This window comes from Mesorhizobium sp. 113-3-9 (assembly GCF_016756515.1).
In the GTDB taxonomy this organism is placed as follows: domain Bacteria; phylum Pseudomonadota; class Alphaproteobacteria; order Rhizobiales; family Rhizobiaceae; genus Mesorhizobium.
The window spans coordinates 2,966,308-2,986,252 of record NZ_AP023246.1 but is presented as its reverse complement, the minus strand read 5'-3'; the positions used below and the strand labels follow the sequence as shown (position 1 = coordinate 2,986,252).

At 65.1% G+C, this 19,945-nt stretch carries 20 protein-coding genes; 17 read left to right on the top strand and 3 right to left on the bottom strand.

The window, feature by feature from the left end; all coding sequences use genetic code 11:
- From MesoLj_RS14495 to MesoLj_RS14485, 3 genes are read left to right on the top strand one after another with little or no spacing between them, the layout of a single operon-like run.
- On the top strand, positions 1–777 hold the full coding sequence (locus MesoLj_RS14495; RefSeq protein WP_202326436.1) for an aspartate dehydrogenase: 777 nt from the start codon (positions 1–3) through the stop codon (positions 775–777).
- A complete protein-coding gene (locus tag MesoLj_RS14490; protein WP_202326435.1) occupies positions 777–1,589 on the top strand; it encodes an alpha/beta fold hydrolase in 813 nt (270 codons plus the stop codon). Before MesoLj_RS14495 ends, MesoLj_RS14490 begins: the two co-directional genes overlap by 1 nt.
- Positions 1,579–3,318: a hypothetical protein gene (locus MesoLj_RS14485; protein WP_202326434.1), complete on the top strand. Its 1,740-nt coding sequence runs from the start codon at positions 1,579–1,581 to the stop codon at positions 3,316–3,318. The genes MesoLj_RS14490 and MesoLj_RS14485 overlap by 11 nt, the downstream gene beginning before the upstream one ends.
- Positions 3,319–3,348: 30 nt before the next feature.
- Here MesoLj_RS14485 and MesoLj_RS14480 read toward each other — a convergent pair whose 3' ends face one another.
- Positions 3,349–4,095, bottom strand: a complete 747-nt coding sequence (locus MesoLj_RS14480; protein ID WP_202326433.1) for an SDR family oxidoreductase — start codon at positions 4,093–4,095, stop codon at positions 3,349–3,351.
- Positions 4,096–4,197: 102 nt separating this feature from the next.
- On the opposite strand from MesoLj_RS14480, the gene MesoLj_RS14475 reads away from it, so the two are divergent.
- The 7 genes from MesoLj_RS14475 (at position 4,198) to MesoLj_RS14445 (ending at position 10,423) form a co-directional block, all read left to right on the top strand.
- Positions 4,198–5,169: a thiamine pyrophosphate-dependent dehydrogenase E1 component subunit alpha gene (locus tag MesoLj_RS14475; RefSeq protein WP_202326432.1), complete on the top strand. Its 972-nt coding sequence runs from the start codon at positions 4,198–4,200 to the stop codon at positions 5,167–5,169.
- A gap of 1 nt (position 5,170) precedes the next feature.
- Entirely contained in the window at positions 5,171–6,145 is a 975-nt protein-coding gene (locus MesoLj_RS14470; RefSeq protein ID WP_202326431.1) for an alpha-ketoacid dehydrogenase subunit beta, read from the top strand.
- An 11-nt stretch (positions 6,146–6,156) separates the two neighbouring features.
- Positions 6,157–7,455, top strand: a complete 1,299-nt coding sequence (locus MesoLj_RS14465; protein ID WP_202326430.1) for an alpha/beta fold hydrolase — start codon at positions 6,157–6,159, stop codon at positions 7,453–7,455.
- Positions 7,456–7,534: 79 nt separating this feature from the next.
- Entirely contained in the window at positions 7,535–7,858 is a 324-nt protein-coding gene (locus MesoLj_RS14460; RefSeq protein WP_202326429.1) for an NIPSNAP family protein, read from the top strand.
- A gap of 1 nt (position 7,859) precedes the next feature.
- Positions 7,860–8,726: a hypothetical protein gene (locus MesoLj_RS14455; protein ID WP_202326428.1), complete on the top strand. Its 867-nt coding sequence runs from the start codon at positions 7,860–7,862 to the stop codon at positions 8,724–8,726.
- Positions 8,726–9,649: a 3-hydroxyacyl-CoA dehydrogenase NAD-binding domain-containing protein gene (locus MesoLj_RS14450; RefSeq protein WP_140774338.1), complete on the top strand. Its 924-nt coding sequence runs from the start codon at positions 8,726–8,728 to the stop codon at positions 9,647–9,649. The genes MesoLj_RS14455 and MesoLj_RS14450 overlap by 1 nt, the downstream gene beginning before the upstream one ends.
- Before the next feature lie 24 nt (positions 9,650–9,673).
- Positions 9,674–10,423: an SDR family oxidoreductase gene (locus MesoLj_RS14445; protein WP_202326427.1), complete on the top strand. Its 750-nt coding sequence runs from the start codon at positions 9,674–9,676 to the stop codon at positions 10,421–10,423.
- Positions 10,424–10,446: 23 nt separating this feature from the next.
- Here MesoLj_RS14445 and MesoLj_RS14440 read toward each other — a convergent pair whose 3' ends face one another.
- On the bottom strand, positions 10,447–11,199 hold the full coding sequence (locus MesoLj_RS14440) for a pyrroline-5-carboxylate reductase family protein (RefSeq protein WP_202326426.1): 753 nt from the start codon (positions 11,197–11,199) through the stop codon (positions 10,447–10,449).
- 125 nt (positions 11,200–11,324) lie between these two features.
- Here MesoLj_RS14440 and MesoLj_RS14435 point away from each other — a divergent pair, with 125 nt between their 5' ends.
- The 7 genes from MesoLj_RS14435 (at position 11,325) to MesoLj_RS14405 (ending at position 18,230) form a co-directional block, all read left to right on the top strand.
- The gene (locus tag MesoLj_RS14435; protein ID WP_202326425.1) at positions 11,325–12,098 is read left to right on the top strand and encodes a GntR family transcriptional regulator; all 774 of its coding nucleotides are present in this window, start codon (positions 11,325–11,327) and stop codon (positions 12,096–12,098) included.
- 141 nt (positions 12,099–12,239) lie between these two features.
- On the top strand, positions 12,240–13,352 hold the full coding sequence (locus MesoLj_RS14430) for a branched-chain amino acid ABC transporter substrate-binding protein (protein WP_181180015.1): 1,113 nt from the start codon (positions 12,240–12,242) through the stop codon (positions 13,350–13,352).
- 150 nt (positions 13,353–13,502) lie between these two features.
- Positions 13,503–14,453, top strand: coding sequence for a branched-chain amino acid ABC transporter permease (locus MesoLj_RS14425; protein WP_244735410.1), 951 nt, complete (start codon positions 13,503–13,505; stop codon positions 14,451–14,453).
- Positions 14,453–15,448: a branched-chain amino acid ABC transporter permease gene (locus MesoLj_RS14420; RefSeq protein WP_202326424.1), complete on the top strand. Its 996-nt coding sequence runs from the start codon at positions 14,453–14,455 to the stop codon at positions 15,446–15,448. The genes MesoLj_RS14425 and MesoLj_RS14420 overlap by 1 nt, the downstream gene beginning before the upstream one ends.
- The gene (locus MesoLj_RS14415) at positions 15,445–16,275 is read left to right on the top strand and encodes an ABC transporter ATP-binding protein (RefSeq protein WP_140774344.1); all 831 of its coding nucleotides are present in this window, start codon (positions 15,445–15,447) and stop codon (positions 16,273–16,275) included. Before MesoLj_RS14420 ends, MesoLj_RS14415 begins: the two co-directional genes overlap by 4 nt.
- Positions 16,199–16,948, top strand: coding sequence for an ABC transporter ATP-binding protein (locus MesoLj_RS14410; RefSeq protein ID WP_140774345.1), 750 nt, complete (start codon positions 16,199–16,201; stop codon positions 16,946–16,948). Before MesoLj_RS14415 ends, MesoLj_RS14410 begins: the two co-directional genes overlap by 77 nt.
- On the top strand, positions 16,941–18,230 hold the full coding sequence (locus tag MesoLj_RS14405) for an NAD(P)/FAD-dependent oxidoreductase (protein ID WP_202326423.1): 1,290 nt from the start codon (positions 16,941–16,943) through the stop codon (positions 18,228–18,230). The genes MesoLj_RS14410 and MesoLj_RS14405 overlap by 8 nt, the downstream gene beginning before the upstream one ends.
- Positions 18,231–18,488: 258 nt before the next feature.
- Here the strand turns inward: MesoLj_RS14405 and MesoLj_RS14400 are convergent, their stop codons facing one another.
- Positions 18,489–19,889, bottom strand: coding sequence for an aspartate ammonia-lyase (locus MesoLj_RS14400; protein WP_202326422.1), 1,401 nt, complete (start codon positions 19,887–19,889; stop codon positions 18,489–18,491).
- Positions 19,890–19,945: the final 56 nt, after the last annotated feature.

The window sequence follows — 19,945 nt, the reverse complement described above, 5'->3', positions numbered from 1 at the left end:
ATGCTGACGATTGGCCTCATCGGCTACGGTGCGATCGCGCACGAGATCGTCCGCGCCTTCCCGCCGGATGCGGTTCGCTGGGTGGCGCTGTTGCGCGAAGGCGCCAGCCGCGCATTGCCGGCACATGTCAGCGCGGTGACGCGGCTTGACGCATTGATCGACGCACGGCCCACGGCGGTGGTGGAGGCCGCGAGCCAGCAAGCGGTGGCCGCCTGCGTGCCCGCGCTTCTTGAAGCCGGCATCCCGGCCGTCATCGCTTCGGTCGGCGCGCTGTCCGATCCGGCGCTTGCCGCCCGACTGACTGATGCCGAGCGCATCGGAAGCGCGCGGCTGGTCTTGCCGTCGGGCGCCCTGGGAGGCCTCGACTATTTGCGGGCGATAGCGGTACTTCCCGACGCGCGCGTCCGCTACACCTCGCGCAAGCCGCCGGCCGCCTGGGCGGCGGAGCTGGCTTCCGCCGGCCGTACAACCGACAATGGCGCCGTAACCCTCTTCGAGGGCACGCCCACCGAGGCGGCAAGGCGCTATCCAAAAAACCTCAATGCCGCTTTCGCCGTGGCGCTGGCGGCGGGCGCCGACAAGGTGACGGTGCGTGTGGTTGCCGATCCGGCGGCTGCCGGCAACACCCACGAAATCGAAGTCGAGAGTGCCGCCGGCACCGCCTCCTTCCATCTCGTCAACGCGCCCTCGCCCGACAATCCCAAGACTTCGGCGCTCACCGCGCTCAGCCTCGTCGCGGCCCTTCGCGAATTGCTCGACCGGGAAGGCCATCGCTGATGCCCTTCTTCGCCGCCGCCGATGGATGCCGCATCCACTACGAGACATCAGGCGGCCATGGCCCGCGCCTGATCCTTATCCCCGGGCTCGGCGGTGATGGGAGGTTCTGGGCCGGCGTCGTTCGGCTGCTGAAGGCCCACCATCGCATCATCGTCACCGACCATCGCGGCGCGGGCCGCAGCGATCGCCCGAACAGCCTCTATTCCATTCCCCTGATCGCCAGCGACATTGCCGGCCTGCTGGCACAGACGGGCGGGCCCGCTCATATTGTTGGGCATTCGACCGGTGGCGCCATCGCGCAGGTGCTGGCGCTCGATCATGCCGAGATCGGCTTGAGCTATACGATCAGCAGCTCCTGGGCGCGGGCCGACGTCCGCTTCCGCACGCTCTTTGGCGCCCGTGCGGAACTGCTTGATGCCGGCATGGCCGAAACCTTTCAGCGCCTTGGCCATGTGCTGTGCCACGAACCGTCCTACCTCGAGACACATGCCGGGCAACTCGACGCGGCGGCGGCAAGCGCCCCGCATACGCTGGCGCCGCTCGCAGTCGCCGCGGCGCGCGTGCGCATGCTGCTCGACCACGATCGCCTTGCCGACCTGCCGCGCATCGCCGCCCCGGTGCAGGTGATTGCGGCCGCTGGCGATATCCTGACGCCGCCCGCCCTTTCGCAGGCTATCGCCAGGGCAATACCGGGTGCCGACCATGTAACTGTTCCCGGCGCGCATTTTCATCCTCTCGCCGACCCCGAGGGTTTTGCCGCCATCCTTCGCCGTTTCATCGCCGGAGCCGAGAGCAAATATCATGACCGCTGAAATCGCCGCAGCTCTCGTCGATCCGCGCCTGAAGCCGGGCGCCGACCTCCTCGCCGAAGGCCGCGCCATGGCGCGCGACTGGCGACTCGGCAGCTGCCTCTTCCTCACCGAAACCGGCATGCCTTCGGAGGCCGCCTGGAAGCGCAAGGCAGCGGCCGAGAAGCGCGTCATGCAGCACGCCCATATCGGCTTCCGAAGCGTCGACCGCACGATCGCGGCGATCGCGGAGGTGCACGGGCAATGCCGCAAGGCTGGGGTGACGGTCGACCGTTTCGGCATCACCCTCGACTGGTCGATGGGCTATCCGCAAGCCATGCGCGCCAAGGCGGCGCGCGGCACCGGCATCGTGCTCACCGGTCCCGAGGATTTTGCCCGCATCACCAATGCCGCACCCGCCGTCGCGCATTTCGGCGACTTCATGCTCGGCCTGCCGGGTGCGCTGGAAAACACCCGCTCGGCCATCGCCGCCGGGGCGACGGCGGTCGGCAATCTGGGGCAGTATTTCACTTTCCGGCTGCCCTATTGGGACGACGATGTAGCGACCACCGAGGCGACCGTCACCGCGCTCGGCCTGATCGCAGCGCAGGATGCCGAGATCCTCGTCCATTCCAATCTCGACGATGGATTTGCCGGGCTGTTCATCGACATGGCCTGCGCGCTGGGCATGGTGCTGATCGAAAAGCACATCGTCGAGGAGCTGATCGGCGCGCGCCTCGCCCATTGCTACGGCCATCATTTCAGCGATCCGCTGTCGCGCACCGCCTTCCATGCCGCGCTGGTGCGGGTCAACGACACGCCGGGCACCATGATCTTCGGCAACACCGTCTCCTACCAGTCGACCCCGGCGGGCAACTATGCGAGCCTGGCCAGCTATCTCCTGGCCGACATACTGGCGGTCGGGCGGTGGCCGTCCGGCCATGCGATCAATCCCGTGCCGGTGACCGAGAACCAGCGCATTCCCGATGTCGACGAGATCATCGACGCGCAGACCTTCGCGCATCGGCTGACGCTGCACGCTCCTTTCTATGACCCGGTCTTCGATTGGACCAAGGCGGAGGCAATGGCCGATGTGCTGGTCGAAGGCGGACGCCGTTTTGCCGACGCCGTCATGAAGGGACTGGCTGAGCGGGGGGTGGATACCCAAGACCCGGCCGCGCTGATGCTCGCCATCCGCCGCATGGGACCGAAGCGCCTGGAGGATCTTTTCGGCCCGGGCGCGGCAAGCGGGCGCGGACGCACGCCACTGATCCATGCCGAATGGGCTCGCGAGCTCAACCACAAGGCGGCAGACTGGGTTTCGACGCAGACACCGTTGGCAAGCCGGGAACCCCTGATCGTCTGCATCGGGACGACCGATGTGCACGAGCACGGCAAGTATCTCGTCGAGCAGGCGCTGGCTGGCCTGGGCGTTGCCATTGCCGATGCCGGCGTGGCCGTTGATCCCGAAGCGCTTGTCACCCACGCGGCTGAGACCGGGGCCAATGCCATCGCCGTCAGCACCTACAATGGCGTGGCGCTTCGTTACGCGCAGGCTGTGAAGGCAGCGATGTCGGCGCGCGGACTTGTCCTGCCGGTGCTTATCGGCGGAAGGCTGAACGAAGTCCCGAAGGACTCCAATTCCGGCCTGCCGGTGGACGTGACCGAGGACATCGCAAAGCTCGGCTGCGTGCCATGCGCCGACCTCGATGCGATGCTCGTCGCCCTGCGCTCCATCCCGAACGGCCGCTGACGCCCGCCATGGTCCGGACGGGCGCGCATCTCACCAGGCTGTCATGCCGCCGTCGACAGTCAGGATCGAGCCGGTCGCAAAGGAGGATTCGTCGCTGGCAAGCCACAGGATCGCCTGCGCGATCTCGACCGGCTGGGCGACGCGGTTCATCGGCGCGCGTGCATTCAACGCCGTGACGAAGCCCTGGGGGTCGGAATGGGTTTCGAGAATCTTGTCGAAATAGCTCGACCAGGTGGTGCCGGGCGCCACGGCATTGACGCGAATCTTCTCCGCCGCGTGGTCGAGCGCCATGGCGCGTGTCAGCGCCGCGACGCCGCCCTTCGACGCGACATAGGCCGCGCGATCGGCAATCCCGACATAGGCGACGTTGGAGGCGGTGTTCACGATCGCGCCGCCGCCGCCCTCGGCCATGACCGGAACGGCATATTTGGAGCAGAGGAAAACGCCCTTGAGGTTGACGGCCATCAGCGCGTCCCAGTCCTGCGCCGCGGTGGTGACGACGGAGCCGCGTATGCCGTAGCCGGCATTGTTGACGAGCACGTCTATGCGCCCGAACGCCTCCTGCGCGCGCGCCACCATGGCCATGACGGAACTCTCGTCCGAGACATCGGCCTCCATCGCCAGCTGACCCGTTCTATGCGCAACCTCCCGTGCTTTGGCGCCGTCCCGGTCAACGACCAGGACACGCGCGCCCTGCTGCGCGAACAGTTCCGCCACGGCCGCGCCGATGCCGGCCCCCGCGCCTGTCACGATCGCCATCTTGTCCTTCAAACGCATTGTTGATCCTGTTTTCCAGATTGTTTCGTCTCCATCTTGCAGAACCCCTTGCAAAGTGTCGACACTTTTGTATTTAATTTCGACACGAGATCGGAGATATCAGTGAAAAACACTCCTTCCGTCGAACAGCACCTGGAAATCTATCGCCGCATGCTGCTGGTGCGGCATCTGGAAGAGAGCCTTGGCGCGCTCCACAAGGAAGGCCGCACGCGCGGTCCCATCCATCGCTGCGACGGCCAGGAAGCCGTCGGTGTCGCGGCAACGGCGGTGCTGGAGGCGGGTGACAAGGTCGCCACCACCCATCGCGGCCACGCGGTCTATATCGGCAAGGGCATGGCCATGCGCCCCGTGGTCGCCGAAATCCTCGGCCGCGCCACCGGCGCCTGCGGTGGACGCGCCGGCCACATGCTGATCGCCGATGCCGAGAAGGGCGTCATCGGCGGCAATGCCATTGTCGGCGCGGGCATCCCGGCGGCAACCGGCATGGCGCTTTCAATGCAGATCCTCGGCACCGGCAACGTCGCCATGTGCATCTTCGGCGACGGCGCCGCCCAGACCGGCATCTGCCACGAGGCGATGAACATGGCCGGGCTGTGGAAGCTGCCTGTCGTCTTCGTGCTCGAGCACAACCAGTTCGGCCTGACCGTCCCGTCCGACGTTCAGTCGCCGGTCGAGGATCTGTCGATCCGCGCCGCCGGCTACGCGATGCCGGCCGAGATCGTCGACGGCAACGATGCTGTCGCCGTCTACCGCGCCGTGTCAGCCATGACCGAGCGTGCCCGGCGCGGCGAAGGCCCCGGCATGGTCGAATGCAAGACCTATCGCATCGAAGGCTTTTCCACCTCCGACATGGGCGGCTACCAGAAGCCGCAGGACATCGCCGCCTGGAAGGCACGCGACCCGCTGCTGGTTTCGCGCAAGGCACTTCTTGGCGATGTCGGCGAGACCAAGCTCGCCGACATCGAGGCGGCGGCCAAGGCCGAGGTGGCCGAGGCCTTCGAGACCGCGCTGTCGGATCCCCTGCCGGAATTTTCCGTCGACGAAGCCTGCAATCCCTACAGCGGAGCGCACTGACATGGCCATGATGCGGTACGCCGAGGCGCTCAACGCGGCGCTGCGCGAAGAGATGCAGGCCGATCCTTCCGTCTTCCTCTTCGGCGAGGACATCGGCCGCTATGGCGGCGTCTTCAAGGTGACTAAAGGGCTGATGGAGGAGTTCGGCGAGACGCGCGTGCGCGACACGCCGATCTCCGAACAGGCGATGACCGCCATGGCGGTGACCGCGGCCATGACCGGCACCCGTCCGGTGCTGGAAATCATGTATGCGGACTTCATACCGCTGACGCTCGATGCGCTGGTCAACCAGGCCTCGATCTACAACTATATCTGGAACGGCCAGGTGAAGATGCCTTTCGTGCTGCGCACGCAGGGCGGCGGCGGCGCCGGTGCCGGCGCGCAGCACTCTAAGGCGCTCGATTCCATGCTTGCCCACATACCCGGCATCAAGGTCGTCGCGCCATCGACGCCCGCCGACGCCAAGGGCATGCTGAAGGCCGCGATCCGCGACGACCAGCCAGTGGTCTTCCTCGAGCACAAGCTGCTCTACAACATTCGCGGCGAGGTGCCGGACGGCGATGTGACGGTGCCGCTCGGCAAGGCCGCGACCATGCGCGAGGGCAGCGACATTTCGATCTTCGCCACCTCCAAGATGGTGGTCGAGGCGTTGAAGGCCGCCGACCTGCTCGCCGCTGACGGCGTTTCGGCCGAAATCGTCGACCTGCGGTCGCTGCGCCCGCTCGATGTCGACGCCATCGTCGCCTCCATCTCGAAAACGCACCATGCCGTTGTGGTCAATGAAGGCTGGCGCTTCTGCGGCTATGCCGCCGAGCTTTCGGCAACGATCATGGACCACGCCTTTGACGAGCTCGACGCGCCGGTCGCACGCGTCACCCTGCCGGACATGCCGATCCCCTACTCCGAACCGCTGGAAACGGCGATGCTGCCGAATGCCGAAAAGATCCGCACTGCCGCGCTGAAGACGCTGAAGTGACGGAGGCGGCGATGACAACCCACCCGATCACGATCGACAGCGCCGGTGGCGAATATATGGAAGCCGTGCTCGTGATCGCCTGGGCGGTGAAGCCAGGCGATCCGGTCAAGGCCGGCGATCTGGTCGTCACCGTCGAGACGGCCAAGGCCGCGACCGAAATCGAAGCCGACCGCGACGGCTGGCTGGCTGACATCTTCTTCGCCGAAGGACAGGAAGCGCCGGTGGGCGCCGTGCTCGGCACGATCGCGGACGAGAAGCCCGTGGCTGGCCAGCCAGCCTCGCTCGGGCCGGCGGCAGCAGCCGCCACGGCAGCCAATCCGCGCGAGCTTGTGGCTGACGAAGCCTCTGCCTCCATCCGGCAGCCCGGCAGCCGCCCGATCGCCAGCCCGCTTGCAAGGCGGCTTGCCGCCGCGGCCGGGCTCGACCTTGCCGCCATTTCGGGAAGCGGGCCGCGCGGACGCATCAAGAAACGCGACATCGATGCCACCCTTGCCGCTCGCACGAACCAACAGGATGCCGCGGTCCAACGGACGCCGGCCCCGCGCCAGACATCGTCTGTTGCCGCGCCGACGGTGGCCAGACAAGCCATGCCTGTGGTTTTCATCCATGGCTTCGGGGCGGATCGCTCCGTGTGGCGGCAGGTCGTTCCGCTGCTCGGGTCGGGGATCGAGACAATCAGCCTCGACCTGCCCGGTCACGGCGGTGAAGCCTCCACGACGGCGGGCAGCATCGAAGAGATCGCTTTCCTCCTTTCCGATCGGCTGGAGGAAATGGGCGTGGGCAATGCCCATCTCGTCGGCCATTCGCTCGGCGGCGCGGCGGCTCTCGCGCTCACCCGGCTTGGCCGCCTTGCGGTCCGCTCTGTCACGCTTCTCGCTCCCGGCGGGCTCGGCCCCGAGATCAATGCGGGCTTCCTTGCCGGGCTCGCCCGCGCAACAACCGTCCAGGCGCTGGATCGGTGGCTGGCGGTCATGGTCGGCGCCCCCTCGGCCTTGCCGGGCGGCTACGCGCAGGCCGCGCTGCGGCAGATCGAAAAGACCGGCAATCGCGACAGGCTCGCTGCGATGGCAGAAAGCCTGTTCCCCGACGGCACGCAAGGCTTCGATCTTGGCGGCGCGCTCGCGGAACTCGCCGTCCCGACGCGGCTCATATGGGGCAGGCTCGACCGCATCATCCCGGTCGCCCATGCGGCGCGCGCGCCAGGCTTCGCCGCCGTCCATCTTCTCGATGGCATCGGCCATGTCGCGCAGATCGAGGCGCCGGCGCTCACGGCCCGGCTGATAACCGAGACGGTGCGAAGCGCCGGCTGAGCCGGCGACCGCGAGAGGCAGACAGACCATTTTGACCGGCGCCGGGGCGCCGGAGCAGATGCCAGAAGGAGTGCCAGAGATGATCTTCGACCACCGCGTTTACACCGCCCGCCCGAACAAGCTGTCGCATTTCCTCACCCTCTACGAGGAGGTCGGCCTGCCGATGCAGCGGCATTATCTGGGCGAGCCCTTCGGCTTCTTCCAGACGCATATCGGCGACCTCTCGCGCACCGTGCATCTGTGGAAATATGACAGCCTCGCCGACCGGGAAGAGCGGCGCGACCGCATGGAGGCCGACCCGGAATGGCAGGCCTACCGGCGCAAGGTGATCGAGACCGACTATCTGCTCGATATGCGCAACCAGATCCTCAAGCCCGTTTCGTTCTTCAATCCGGGAAAATAAGATGGACCTGATTTTCTCGGCCGAGGGGCAAAGCTGGCCGCTGCGCCTCAGCGGCAATGCCAACCGCACCCGCTGTGCCTTGCTGTCGGCGCTGCCGATGCGCCTGCAACTCCATACGCCCAAGATTGCCGGCAGCCATATCTACTGGCATGCGCCCTTCGTGGAGGATGTCGAGGGCGCCACACATGTGCTTGCCGCGAGCGCCGGCGCCTTCATCTACTGGCCGGTGCGGCAGTTCCTCGAAATCACCTTCGCGCCGCTTCAGGCGGAGAATGCCGAGATCACCGTTCTCGGCCACCTTGACGCACCGGTGGAAGGCATTGCCGAGCTCGCCGCGACACTGAAGCGGGACCAGGGCCGACGCATTCTGGAAGGCACGCTGGTCCAATCGGATGGCGGCGCACCCGAGCCGTCGGCGCCGCCGCCGCTTCCGCAGGATATCATCGCCGCGCGCAAGGCGTTGTGGGCGGCTTGTCCCGCCGATATCGGCAATGTCACCGCGTCCCGCGCGATCATGCACCCGGCAGGTCCCGTCTTCACGGCGGAGTCGGAAGCGCGGGTGCTGCACGAGCTGCTGTGGTGGATCCGCGCGGCGCGCGGCAGGGACGAGGCCGTGCGGCGGCAGACGGCCGCGCTCGCGCTCAACAAGACCGGTACCCGCCTGCGCGACTTCTGCCACATGGAAGAAACGCCGGCTCTGCTTTTTCGGCTCGAGGCGGCCATGGGCGACGGCCATCCCTTCGATGCCCTGATCGACGAGGCAATCCTGGTCGCCGGCCGGATCGGCGCCTGGCTCGATCTCCTGATTCCATGGAACGACCTCAACGAGGCTTTTCGCGTCGCGCTTGATGGCAGAAAGGCCGGCTGATGGAAAAGCTGACTATCGGCATTGTCGGCTTCGGCGTGATCGGTCAGCGCTGGGCGGCTTGCTTTGCCCATGCCGGCCATGCGGTTCGCGTGTTCGATCCCACCGACCGGCGCGAGGCGGCATTCAGCGAGGTGTTGCCCGCCCTCATGGCCGACCTCGACGCGTTGAAGGGACGCTCGCCGGCGCCCGGTACGCTCCGTCTTTTCCCGACGCTCGCCGAGACGCTCGAAGGCGTCGGCTTCGTGCAGGAGAACGGCCCTGAAAACCTGGCCCTCAAACGCCGGCTGCTCGCCGAAATCGAAGACCATGTCGGTGACGAGGTCATCATCGCCTCCTCCTCCTCGGCGCTGCTGGTGTCCGAAATGCAGGCCGAGTGCCGCCTGCCCGGCCGCATCGTGCTCGGTCATCCCTTCAACCCGGCGCATCTGATGCCGCTGGTCGAGATCGTCGGCGGCAAGGCGACCGATCCACAGGCGATCGCCCAGGCGCGCGCCCTCTATGAGGCGATCGGCAAGAAGCCGGTGACGCTCAACCGGGAAGTGACCGGTCATATTGCCCTGCGCCTGATGGGCGCCATGTGGCGCGAGGCGATCGCGCTGGTGCGCGACGGCGTCGCCTCCGTCGAGGACGTGGATAGAGCCTTCATGTATGGGCCGGGACCGAAATGGACGCTGCAGGGCTCTTTCATTTCCAACAGCCTCAACGCCGATGGCATCGAGGATTTCCTGCACAAATATGGCCCGACCTATCAGGCGATCTGGGACACGCTGCTCGATGCCAAGCTCGACGGCGAGACGATCCGCGCGATCACAGCTTCGACGGATGCAGCCGTGGGAGAGCGCAGCCAGCGCGAACTGAAGGCGGCACGCGAGGCCGGCCTCGTCGACATTTTGAAAACGGTTACCGAACGCGGCGCGCTTTGATCAAAGCGGCTTTGGAGAGCAACCATGGATTACCGTACTGCCCTTGTCACCGGCGCCTCGAAAGGCATCGGCGCGGCGATCGTCGAGAGCCTGGTGGCCGAAGGATTGACCGTCCATGCGCTGGCGCGCAGCGATGACGCGCTGCGGGTCTTGCAGCAACGGCTCGGACCCCGCGTCAAGCCGCTTGTCGCCGATGTGCGCGACCATCAGGCGATCGCCTCGGCACTCGGTTCGGCGGAAATCGATGTGCTGGTGAACAATGCCGGCGGTCTGGCCACGGTGCGTCCCCTTCAGGAGCAGAGTGCCGAGGAGACGGCCGAGGTTGTGGCGCTGAACCTCACCGCGCCGTTGCAGCTCATCCGCCTGTTGCTGCCTGGCATGATCGCGCGCAAGCGTGGCCACATCTTCAACCTGACAAGCACGGCGGCCGGCGCCGTGTTTCCCGGCACGACGACCTATGGCGCGGCCAAGGCCGGCCTCTCCCAGGCTGGCCGCATCCTGCGCTTCGATCTCGCCGGCACCGGCGTGCGGCTGACCGAGATCGCGCCCGGCCGTGTGGAAACGGATTTCTACCTGAAGGCCTTCGACGGCGACCGCGAGGGCCTGCGCAAGCGCATGTACAGCGAGCAGCGGCCGCTGGGCCCGGCCGATATCGCGGCCGTGCTTGTCTCAGCGCTGCGGATGCCGGACCATGTCGACATTGCCGAACTGACCGTCACGCCGAGCGAACAGGCCAGCGGCGGCCACATTTATCCACCAGCCCCGCAGCGGTGACCGCGCAGCAAAGAGGCCGCGCATCAGCCAGGTCGGGTCAATTTGTCGAGCACGGCCGCGCAGGCTTCCTCCCAGGCCGCCGGCACGCCGCGCGCCGAAAGAACCTGCAGCCCCCGCTCGGTGATGCCGCCCGGCGTCACCAGCTCTTCGAGCATCTGGTCCATCGGCTCGCTCTTCTCCGCAATCAGCCGCCCGGCCGCCACGAAGGTCATTGCCGCCAGCCGGCGTGCGATTGCCGGGTCGAGACCTCTGGCGCTTGACCAATCGGCCGTGTTGCGGATCAGATCCTGCGCCCAGCCGTACACGGCGGCGCTGACCGTCGCCACCTCGAAGTCCGTTTCGCTGGCAAGGGCGATCGAGGGGCCGAGCCGGTCAAGAACCGCCCGCGCCTGCTCGATATCGGGGAAATAGACCGTCGGACTGGAGGCAATCTCCGAAGCGGTGAACGGCATGGCGCGCACAGCGCGTGCGGGCGCGACATCGAGCCGTGACAGCGGAACCCCGGCGCAGACCGAAACCACCACCTGACCTTCGCGCCACGGCAAGCCTTGAACCGCATCCGGCGCATGGCTGGGCCGCACGGACAGAATGACGACATCGGACCGTTCGACGAGATCACGATTGTCCACCGCCAATTGAAAGCCATGGCGGGCGGCAAGTGACGCGGCCTTGCCGCGCGGCGACAGGATGACTGCCGCGGGGTCAAGCCCGGAACGCAGGAACCCGGCCAGCATGGATGTCGCCAGATGCCCGACGCCAAGAACACCGATGATCATGCTTGTCTCCCGAGCCTTGTCTCCCAAGCCTGCAACCTGTGGCTTGCCATTCCTGTGAAGTTGGGAAAGAAAGATGCACCATAAAGTGTCGACACAGCCTGCAGACAAACCGGATTGGAACCTTCATGACCGAACGAGCCGAGACTGGCGCCGACAGCGACCCGTCCGTTGCCAACGAGGCCGAGACGCGCCGCAGCGCCGACAGCAGCGAACGCGCTTATCTCACCATCCGCAAGCTTCTGGTCGAGTTCAAGCTGAAGCCTGGCGAACGCATCAACGAGGTCCAGCTTTCGCGCAGCCTCGGCGTGTCGCGCACCCCGATCCGCGAGGCGCTGAACCGGCTTGCCTCCGAGGGCTTCGTTTCGCTCACACCCAATCGCGGCTTCTTCGTCCGGAGCCTCAGCACCGAGGGCCTGCTCGATCTCTACGAGCTGCGCTCCATCATCGAATCCGCCGCCTTCAAGCTGATGTGCGAGCGCGCGGACGACAGCGAGATCGACCGTTTGCGGCAGTACTGGGAAGCGATCGTCGATGTCTACCCGAACCAGCCGCCGGATATCATCCTGGCCGAGGACGAAGGCTTTCATCTGCTCATCGCCGAACTGTCCGGAAATCCCGAACTCGTCGGACAGCTCAGCTCCATCAATGCCCGCATCCGCTTCATCCGGCGCATCCAGATCGAACACCCCTCGCATGACAAGGCACAGATCACCTCTCATTCGGCCATCGTCGAAGCCGCCGTCAAGCGCGATGCCGAGAACGGCGCGAAACTGTTGCGCGAACATATCGAAATGACCGTCTCCGCCACGCAGCAGGCGCTCAAGGACGCGCTGCTCAAGGTTTTCGCGCCCGACAATGGCGCCGAGTTGAAGCGTCGCAGAAGGGCTCGCGACGCATAATCGATATCTGAGCACAAAATTGAACGCAATAGTGTCGACACTTTCTTGACGGCGCTCTCTTTGTCTGCTTCGATGGGCTTACATGGGGAAGAAGACCGGAACGGCCTCCCCTGTCGTAGTCAGCAGCTAAGGGGAACCATGATGAAAAAATCTATCGCCACACTTCTTCTCGGCGCCTCGCTTTTTGCGGCGCCGGCCATGGCCGAGCAGATCACCGTTGGAATGTCCGCGCCGCTCTCGGGCGCGCAGGCCTATTTCGGCAGCACCTGGCACAATGGCTTCAAGCTCTACGTCGACAAGCTGAACGCCGATGGCGGCGTCAATGGCGTCACCATTGCCTATGACCAGCAGGACGACAAGGCCGACCCGCGCGAGGGAACGCTCGTGGCCCAGAAATTCTGCGACAATGACAAGGTCGTGCTTGGCCTGGTGAACTTCAATTCCGGCGTCGCCCAGTCGACGCTGCCGATCTATGAAGACTGCACGCTGCCGACCATGACCTTCGGCTCCAATCCGTCTCTCACCAAGCAGGGCTACAAGTTCATGGTGCGCCCGGTGGCCAACGATCTGGCCGGGGCATTGCTGCCGGCCGAATATGCGCTGGGCAAGCTCGGCGCCAAGACTGCCGTGATCGTCAACGACAAGCAGGTCTTCGGCCAGGGCATCTCCGAAATCTTCGCCAAGAACTTCGAAGCCGGCGGCGGCAAGGTCCTCGATACCATTGCCGTGGCGCCGTCCGACGTGGACTTCACCGCCGTGCTGGCCCAGATCAAGTCCAAGAAGCCCGATGCGATCTATCTCGGCGCCGTCATGCCGCAGCTTGCGCTGTTTGCCAAGCAGATGCACGAGCAAGGCATCGCCGCCGCGCTGATGGTGCCGGACGGCGGCTACACGCCGGACCTCATCAAGCAGGCCGGCGAAGCCAATATCCAGGGCACGCTTGTCGCGATCCAGGTGCCGCCGATGGATGCCTCCCCCGAGATCGCCGATTTCGCCAAGCTCTACAAGGCGAAGTATGGCGAGGAAGCCGGCCCGTACTCGATCTACGGCTATGTGCAGGGCCAGATCCTGGAACAGGTGCTGAAGACGACGAAAGGCCTGACGCGTGAGGACCTCAACGCGGCATTGCATGCGGTCAAGGCGAAGACGGTCGTCGGCGAACTGGAATTCGACGACACCGGCGAACTCAAAGTCGCCCCATCCTACCTCTACAAGGTGGAGGGAACGGGCTTCAAGCTCGTCGGTTCGAAGTAGCAGCCAGACCGCCGGAGCCGCATCGCGACGCGCGAAGCGGCTCCCTCACCTGTTGACGGGCGTGCCTGCCGCAAGTACGGGCGGCCTCGTCGACCATTCCCCTTCCCGGTTCGACCGGTCCATGGGGTTGCAGGCACAGGACGCCGGCCCATGCTGGGAAACCTTATCCAACAAACGGTAAATGCCCTGACCATCGGCTCGATCTACGCCCTGATCGCGCTCGGCTACACCATGGTCTACGGCGTGTTGCGCATGATCAACTTCGCCCATGGCGAGATGTTCATGCTCGGCGCCTATGTCGCCTTTCTGGCGCTCAGCCTGCTGGTCGGCGATGTCGGGATGTCGGGCGCGCTGGCGCTGACCGCGGCCTTTCTCGTGGCGATCTTCCTCGTCGGCCTCATCGGCGTCGGCATCGAAAGGGTCGCCTACAAACCGCTGAGGAGCTCCACCCGGCTCGCGCCGATGCTGTCCTCGCTCGGCGTTTCATTGTCGCTCGTCACCGGGGTGCAGATCCTGGCCGGCCCACAGCCGGTCGCCTTTCCCAGCTTCTTCCCCGTCGTCCGCTATCAGGTGATGGGCGGCACCATCACCTTGATGCAGATCGGCATCCTGATCGCCGCCTTCGTGCTGATGTTCGGCCTGCATATCCTGGTCAACCGGAGCCGTATCGGCATCATCGTGCGCGCCGTGTCGGAAAGCCGCCCGACCGCGCAGCTGCTGGGCATCAACGTCAACGGCGCCATCTCGATGGTGTTCTTCGTCGGGCCGCTTCTGGGTGCTGCCGGCGGCATCCTCTATTCCAGCTATTATGGCATCATGTCGCCCAGCATGGGCGCCGTCATCGGGCTGAAGGCCTTCACCGCGGCCATCCTGGGCGGCATCGGCTCGATCCCCGGCGCCATGCTCGGCGCCTTCATCCTGGCTTTCATCGAAGTGTGGGGAACCGCGCTGCTGCCCATTGTCACAAACGGCGTGCTCGGCACCGAGTATCGCGACGTTCTCGCCTTTGCGATCCTCATACTCGTGCTCCTGGTCCGTCCCGCCGGCATACTCGGCGAGGCCGTCTCCGAGGAGAGCATCGTGTACAAGAGGGAATTCTGATGGCCGCCGTCGACACCCTGGCCACGGCCCGGCCGCGTGCGAACCGGACCATCTCCTGGCTCGTCTTAGCTATTGCGATCGCGCTGATCGTGGCCACGCCCTTCCTGCCCAACTACCATGTGCGTGTCCTCAACAGCCTGCTGATCTACATCCTGCTCGGCATCGGCCTGAACATCGTGATCGGCTATACGGGACTGCTGGATCTCGGCTTCGTCGCCTTCTACGCGGTCGGTGCCTACAGCTACGGGCTGCTGGCAAGCCCCCAGCTCGGCCTGCATATGCCGTTCCTGCTCATCCTGCTCGTCGCCGCCTGCCTTGGCGCGGTCACCGGCATATTGCTCGGCATTCCGGTGTTGCGATTGCGCGGCGACTATCTGGCCATCGTCACGCTTGGCTTCGGCGAGATCATCCGCATCATCATCAACAATCTCGACTGGCTGACCGGAGGGCCGCAAGGCATTGCCCGCCTCGACAAGGCCTCGATCCTCGGCATTCAGATCGCCCGGCCGATCGATTTCTTCTGGCTGCTGCTGATCACCGTGCTCCTCGTCGGCACCGTGGTCTGGCGGCTCGAACGCTCCATCCTCGGCAAGGCGTGGGCGGCGATCCGCGAGGACCAAGACGCCGCGCGCGGCATCGGCATCAACACCACCAATGCCAAGCTTGCCGCTTTCGCCACCTCGGCCACGATCGGCTCCATCGCCGGCGCGATCTTCGCCGCATCGCAGCGTTTCGTCAGCCCGGAAAGCTTCACGCTGCAGGAATCGGTGCTGATCGTGCTGATGATCGTGGTCGGCGGCATCGGCAACATCTTCGGCATCGTCGCCGGCGCGGCAATCCTGATCCTGCTGCCGGAGCTGCTGCGCGAATTCGCCGAATGGCGCATCCTCTTCCTCGGTCTTTTGATGATCTCGCTGATCATCGCGCGCCCGGCCGGCATCGTGCCGCGCAGCTTCGGGCCGGAGAAACTGATCCGGGGGCTTTTCGGAAAATGACGCTGGTCTTTCAGAGCCTTCGCAAGGTTTATGGCGAGGTCGTCGCGATCGACGACGTGTCGACCGCCTTCGCCCCCGGCATGATCCACGGCGTGATCGGACCGAACGGCGCCGGCAAGTCGACGCTGATCAACATGACCGCTGGTTCCTACACCGTCTCCTCCGGCTCGATCACGCTCGACGGCAAGCGTCTCGACAAGCTCAAGAAATACCAGATCGCCAATTCGGGAATTGCCCGCACCTATCAGAACATCCGCCTCTTCGACCAGATGACGGCCATCGAAAACCTCGAGGTCTGTTTCTATCCCGCCGAGGTTGCGGCCGCCTGGAGGGAAGTGATCTGGCCACCTTATGCCAGCGCCCAGCGCCGGCGCCGGCGTGAAAAATGCATGGAAATCCTGCGGTTTTTTGACCTTCAGTCCTATGCCGACGTCGATGCCGGGGGCCTGCCCTATGGCCGACAACGCATGCTGGAGATCGCCCGCGCCTTAGTCGCCAACCCGCGCGTCCTGCTGCTCGACGAGCCCGCCGCCGGATTGAACCACCATGAGACGGCGGAGCTGACGGCAAAACTCACCGCGTTGCGTTCGCCCGACCGGATCATGATCGTCGTCGAGCACGACATGGATCTCGTCATGACGCTCTGCGACAGCATCATCGTCATGCATCACGGAAAACTGCTCTTCCGGGGCACGCCCACCGAGGTGCAGGCAAGCACCGACGTCCAACTCGCCTATCTGGGAACCGCCAATGACATCGACGACATCCGAGCCGCTGCTCAGGATCGCCGGGCTCAGCTCGGGATACGGGCGCGTCGGCGTTCTTGAGGACATCAGCATTGACGTCGATCCGCACGAGATCGTCGTCATCCTGGGTCCCAACGGCGCCGGCAAGACGACGCTGCTCAACTCGATCTCCGGCGTTGCGCGGCCCACCGCCGGCAGCATCGCCTTCGAGGGCCGCGACATCACCGGGATGCGCCCCGAACAGGTCGTGCGTCTCGGCATCACCCACTGTCCGGAAGGCCGCCAGATCTTCCAGCGCCTGACGGTGGAGGAAAACATGGTCGCGGCCCATATCGGTCGCGGCGGAAAAAGTTTCGAGGCGTTGCGCGCCGAGGTGTTCGAGCTGTTTCCGGTTCTCAAGGAACGGCGCAACGGCATGGCCAGCCGCATGTCCGGCGGCCAGCAGCAGATGCTGGCGATCGGGCGCGCGCTGATGGCCGAGCCGAAGCTTCTGATGCTCGACGAACCGTCTCTCGGTCTCGCGCCGAAGATCGTCCACCAGATCTTCCGCATCATCCTCGACCTGTCGCGCAACGGCATTTCGATCCTGCTCGTCGAGCAGAACGTTCAGCTGGCGCTCGAATGCGGCGACTACGCATACCTGCTCAACACCGGCAAGGTGAAGCTGCATGGCCCGGCGCAGGAAATGGCCGCGCATTCGGCCCTGAGGGAACACTATCTCGGCGGCGCCAGCGAGGACGTCCTTCATGTTTGAGGTCGACTGGAAGACGCCGCATCTGTGGCGCAAGACCGCGAACAGACGCCCGGCCGCACCGGCGCTGCAAGGCGACCTGAAGACGGACGTGCTGGTGGTCGGCGGCGGCTTCACCGGCATGGCCGCGGCACTCGGCGCGCGCGACAGCGGCGTCAACGTCATCCTGCTCGAGAGCAACGAGATCGGATCGGCGGCGTCGGGCCGCAACAACGGCCTTGTCATCTCCCACCATTCCAAGGCCTCGCCGGCGGAGTTCGAGGCGGTCTACGGCAAGACGATCGGTGAGCGCTACAATCGCATGGTCGCGGATGCGGCCGGCGTCGCCTTCGGCCTGATGCAGCGCTTCAACATCGACGCCCACCAGGTTCAAGAAGGCTGGATCCAGCCCGCGCACACCGAGGCCACGCTTGCCCGCGCGCGCCAGTTCCACGAGGAGTGGAAAGCCTTCGGCGCCAATGTCTCCTGGCTTGACCGGGCCGAAGCCACCGCGCGCATCGGCAGCCCCTATCTCGGTGGCTGGATGGTGCACAATTCCGGTCACGTCAATCCGTTCGCCATGACCATTGGCCTTGCCGGCGCCCTTGAGCGCGAAGGCGTGACCATCTTCGAGAACGCCCCGGCGTCCCGCATCGAGAAGGTGGACGGCGGCTGGCGCGTCTTCACCGCAACGGGAAGCGTCACGGCGCCGGAAGTGGTGCTTGCCACGAATGCGCTCACCGGCGACCTCTGGCCTGGGCTGAAGAAGACACTGATGCCGTTCAAGGTCTTCCAGGCTGCGACAAACCCGCTGCCGGAAGGCCTGCGCACCAAGATCCTTGTCGGCAACCCCGCAGTGTCCGACATGCGCAACGACATCCGCTATTTCCACTACGACGTCGACGGCCGGCTGGTGAGCGGCGGCACGCATACATTCTGGTTCGACGAGGCCGACCGCGGCCGCGCCAAGGTCTCGAACATGCTGGGCAAGGCTTTTCGCGCATTCGGCGGCGAACCGGCGATCGTGGAATACTGGCATGGCACCTTTGCCGTGGTGCCTGATCGCAGGCCTCGCCTCTATCGCCTGGCGCCCGGCCTCGTGTTTGGCGGCGTCTATTCCGGCCGCGGCGTGGCACTGGCAATGTCGCTTGGCCAGGAAATCGGCCGCTGGGCAGCAGGCCGGCGCCGGGACGAGCAGATGCCTTTGCCGGTCACCAACATGAAACCGGTTCCGTTCCATCCGGTCGCCGTGCAGGTCGCCAACCGCATGCATCTCTGGAACCGCTTCAAGGATCGAAGCTCTTGATGGCGTTATAGGCCGACGACGCAGATTTCGTGTGCCGTTAGCGGCATCGCGAGATCGGCGTTGGAGCTGCCGAAACTTTTTCCGGCGATGTTTGCCCGGCTGATTCTGGCCGGCCGAAATAAGTGCAGAGATAGAGCCGCGGCCGTTGAGTGACGGTCTTGCGGCTCGAAGCAAAGTCGCCTTCTTGCACACTATTTTACGCCGCAGCTCTCCAACACGCCGGGAGACGAGCGCAGCACAATCAGACCGGATAGGTGCTCACACGGCATCCTGTTGGTAGTCCGTACTTTCGCGCAATAGGTCGAGCACCTGCTCGCGGGTCAGCAATCCCTGCTCGATGGCGAGATCGATGAAAGGCCGCTGGTCCGTAGCCGACGAGTGCACCAGCTTCGATACCTTTGTGTAACCGAGCTTCGGAACAAAGATGGTCGCGAGGGCTGCGGAGGACATCAGGTTCTTCAGGCATTGGTCACGGTCGACCTCGATGCCGGCGACACAGCGATCCGCGAAGATACGCGTCGATTTCGCAAGGAGGTCAATGGAATCAAAGAGGCGCGATGCAATGACAGGCTCAAAGTGATTGATCTCGAGCTGCCCCTGGAGCGATGCCAGCGAAACCGCGGCGTCGTTACCCACCACGGCGAACGCGACCTGCTGCATCATCATAGGCAGCACCGGGTTGATCTTGCCAGGCATGATCGAGGAACCGGGCTGTGCCGAGGGAAGCCGCAGTTCTCCCGTGCCTCCGTCCAAACCCGAGGAGAGTATGATGAGGTCCGAAGCGATTTTTCCGATCACCTCGGCACAGATGCGAATTTCGGAGGAAATCCTTGCAAAGCCGTCGGCGTTCTGCATGGCGTCGAACATGTTCTCGCCCGGGCGAACGTCGGCGCCAACGATCTCGCGCAGATGGCTGTAGACCGCGCTGCGGTAGCCGGGCGCCGAGCCAAGCCCGGTGCCGATGGCTGTTCCGCCGAGGGGTAAGGTCAGCATCTCGTTACGGGCGCCGAGCAGCTTCGCGATAAGTCGGCGGATAGCCGCTGCATAACCGCCGAAAGCCTGGCCAAGGCGCATAGGTTGCGCCGCCTGCATGCAGGTCCGGCCGAGTCTCAGCACATCCTTGAACGCTTCGGCGCGGTCGTCCAGCGCGTCCGCGAGATGCGCCAGGACGTCTATGAGCCTTCCGGACTTTTCATGGACCGCGAGCTTTATGGCCGACGGTACGACGTCATTGGTCGATTGGCCGGCATTGACATGATCGTTCGGATGCACGCGGTCGTAATGACCGGGCGCATCGCCCAACAGTTGCAGCGCCCGGTTTGCGACGACCTCGTTGATGTTCATGTTGATTGATGTGCCGCCGGACCCCTCCAGCAAGTCGACGATGAATTGATCGGCGTGCAGCCCGTTCGCGACTTCGATCGATGCCGCGATGATCGCACCGGCGATGTCGGGTCGCAGTACGCCGACATCGCGGTTGGCAGCCGCAGCGGCGTGCTTGATCTGTGCGAGCGCGGTCAGCAATTCCGGCGCATCGCCCAGCTTGCGAAAGGAGATGTCGAAATTGTCGTGCGCGCGCATGGTGGCCGCGCCGTAAAGCGCGTCCTCAGGCAATTGTCGCGGCCCAAGGCTATCGGTGTCTATGCGGGTGGCCGGCATTCTGCGTCCAGTTGAAGAATGCAAAACTCTCTGCCGGTTTCACGGAAGCCACGGAA

What these genes read in the sequence shown, in the direction of transcription:
- MesoLj_RS14460 (WP_202326429.1), top strand. Translation starts at nt 7,535, where the DNA reads ATGATCTTCGACCACCGCGTTTACACCGCCCGCCCGAACAAGCTGTCG.
- MesoLj_RS14430 (WP_181180015.1), top strand. Translation starts at nt 12,240, where the DNA reads ATGAAAAAATCTATCGCCACACTTCTTCTCGGCGCCTCGCTTTTTGCG.
- MesoLj_RS14465 (WP_202326430.1), top strand. Translation starts at nt 6,157, where the DNA reads ATGACAACCCACCCGATCACGATCGACAGCGCCGGTGGCGAATATATG.
- MesoLj_RS14440 (WP_202326426.1), bottom strand. Translation starts at nt 11,199, where the DNA reads ATGATCATCGGTGTTCTTGGCGTCGGGCATCTGGCGACATCCATGCTG.
- MesoLj_RS14435 (WP_202326425.1), top strand. Translation starts at nt 11,325, where the DNA reads ATGACCGAACGAGCCGAGACTGGCGCCGACAGCGACCCGTCCGTTGCC.
- MesoLj_RS14470 (WP_202326431.1), top strand. Translation starts at nt 5,171, where the DNA reads ATGGCCATGATGCGGTACGCCGAGGCGCTCAACGCGGCGCTGCGCGAA.
- MesoLj_RS14400 (WP_202326422.1), bottom strand. Translation starts at nt 19,889, where the DNA reads ATGCCGGCCACCCGCATAGACACCGATAGCCTTGGGCCGCGACAATTG.
- MesoLj_RS14410 (WP_140774345.1), top strand. Translation starts at nt 16,199, where the DNA reads ATGACATCGACGACATCCGAGCCGCTGCTCAGGATCGCCGGGCTCAGC.
- MesoLj_RS14415 (WP_140774344.1), top strand. Translation starts at nt 15,445, where the DNA reads ATGACGCTGGTCTTTCAGAGCCTTCGCAAGGTTTATGGCGAGGTCGTC.
- MesoLj_RS14445 (WP_202326427.1), top strand. Translation starts at nt 9,674, where the DNA reads ATGGATTACCGTACTGCCCTTGTCACCGGCGCCTCGAAAGGCATCGGC.
- MesoLj_RS14480 (WP_202326433.1), bottom strand. Translation starts at nt 4,095, where the DNA reads ATGCGTTTGAAGGACAAGATGGCGATCGTGACAGGCGCGGGGGCCGGC.
- MesoLj_RS14420 (WP_202326424.1), top strand. Translation starts at nt 14,453, where the DNA reads ATGGCCGCCGTCGACACCCTGGCCACGGCCCGGCCGCGTGCGAACCGG.
- MesoLj_RS14405 (WP_202326423.1), top strand. Translation starts at nt 16,941, where the DNA reads ATGTTTGAGGTCGACTGGAAGACGCCGCATCTGTGGCGCAAGACCGCG.
- MesoLj_RS14455 (WP_202326428.1), top strand. Translation starts at nt 7,860, where the DNA reads ATGGACCTGATTTTCTCGGCCGAGGGGCAAAGCTGGCCGCTGCGCCTC.
- MesoLj_RS14485 (WP_202326434.1), top strand. Translation starts at nt 1,579, where the DNA reads ATGACCGCTGAAATCGCCGCAGCTCTCGTCGATCCGCGCCTGAAGCCG.
- MesoLj_RS14495 (WP_202326436.1), top strand. Translation starts at nt 1, where the DNA reads ATGCTGACGATTGGCCTCATCGGCTACGGTGCGATCGCGCACGAGATC.
- MesoLj_RS14450 (WP_140774338.1), top strand. Translation starts at nt 8,726, where the DNA reads ATGGAAAAGCTGACTATCGGCATTGTCGGCTTCGGCGTGATCGGTCAG.
- MesoLj_RS14425 (WP_244735410.1), top strand. Translation starts at nt 13,503, where the DNA reads ATGCTGGGAAACCTTATCCAACAAACGGTAAATGCCCTGACCATCGGC.
- MesoLj_RS14490 (WP_202326435.1), top strand. Translation starts at nt 777, where the DNA reads ATGCCCTTCTTCGCCGCCGCCGATGGATGCCGCATCCACTACGAGACA.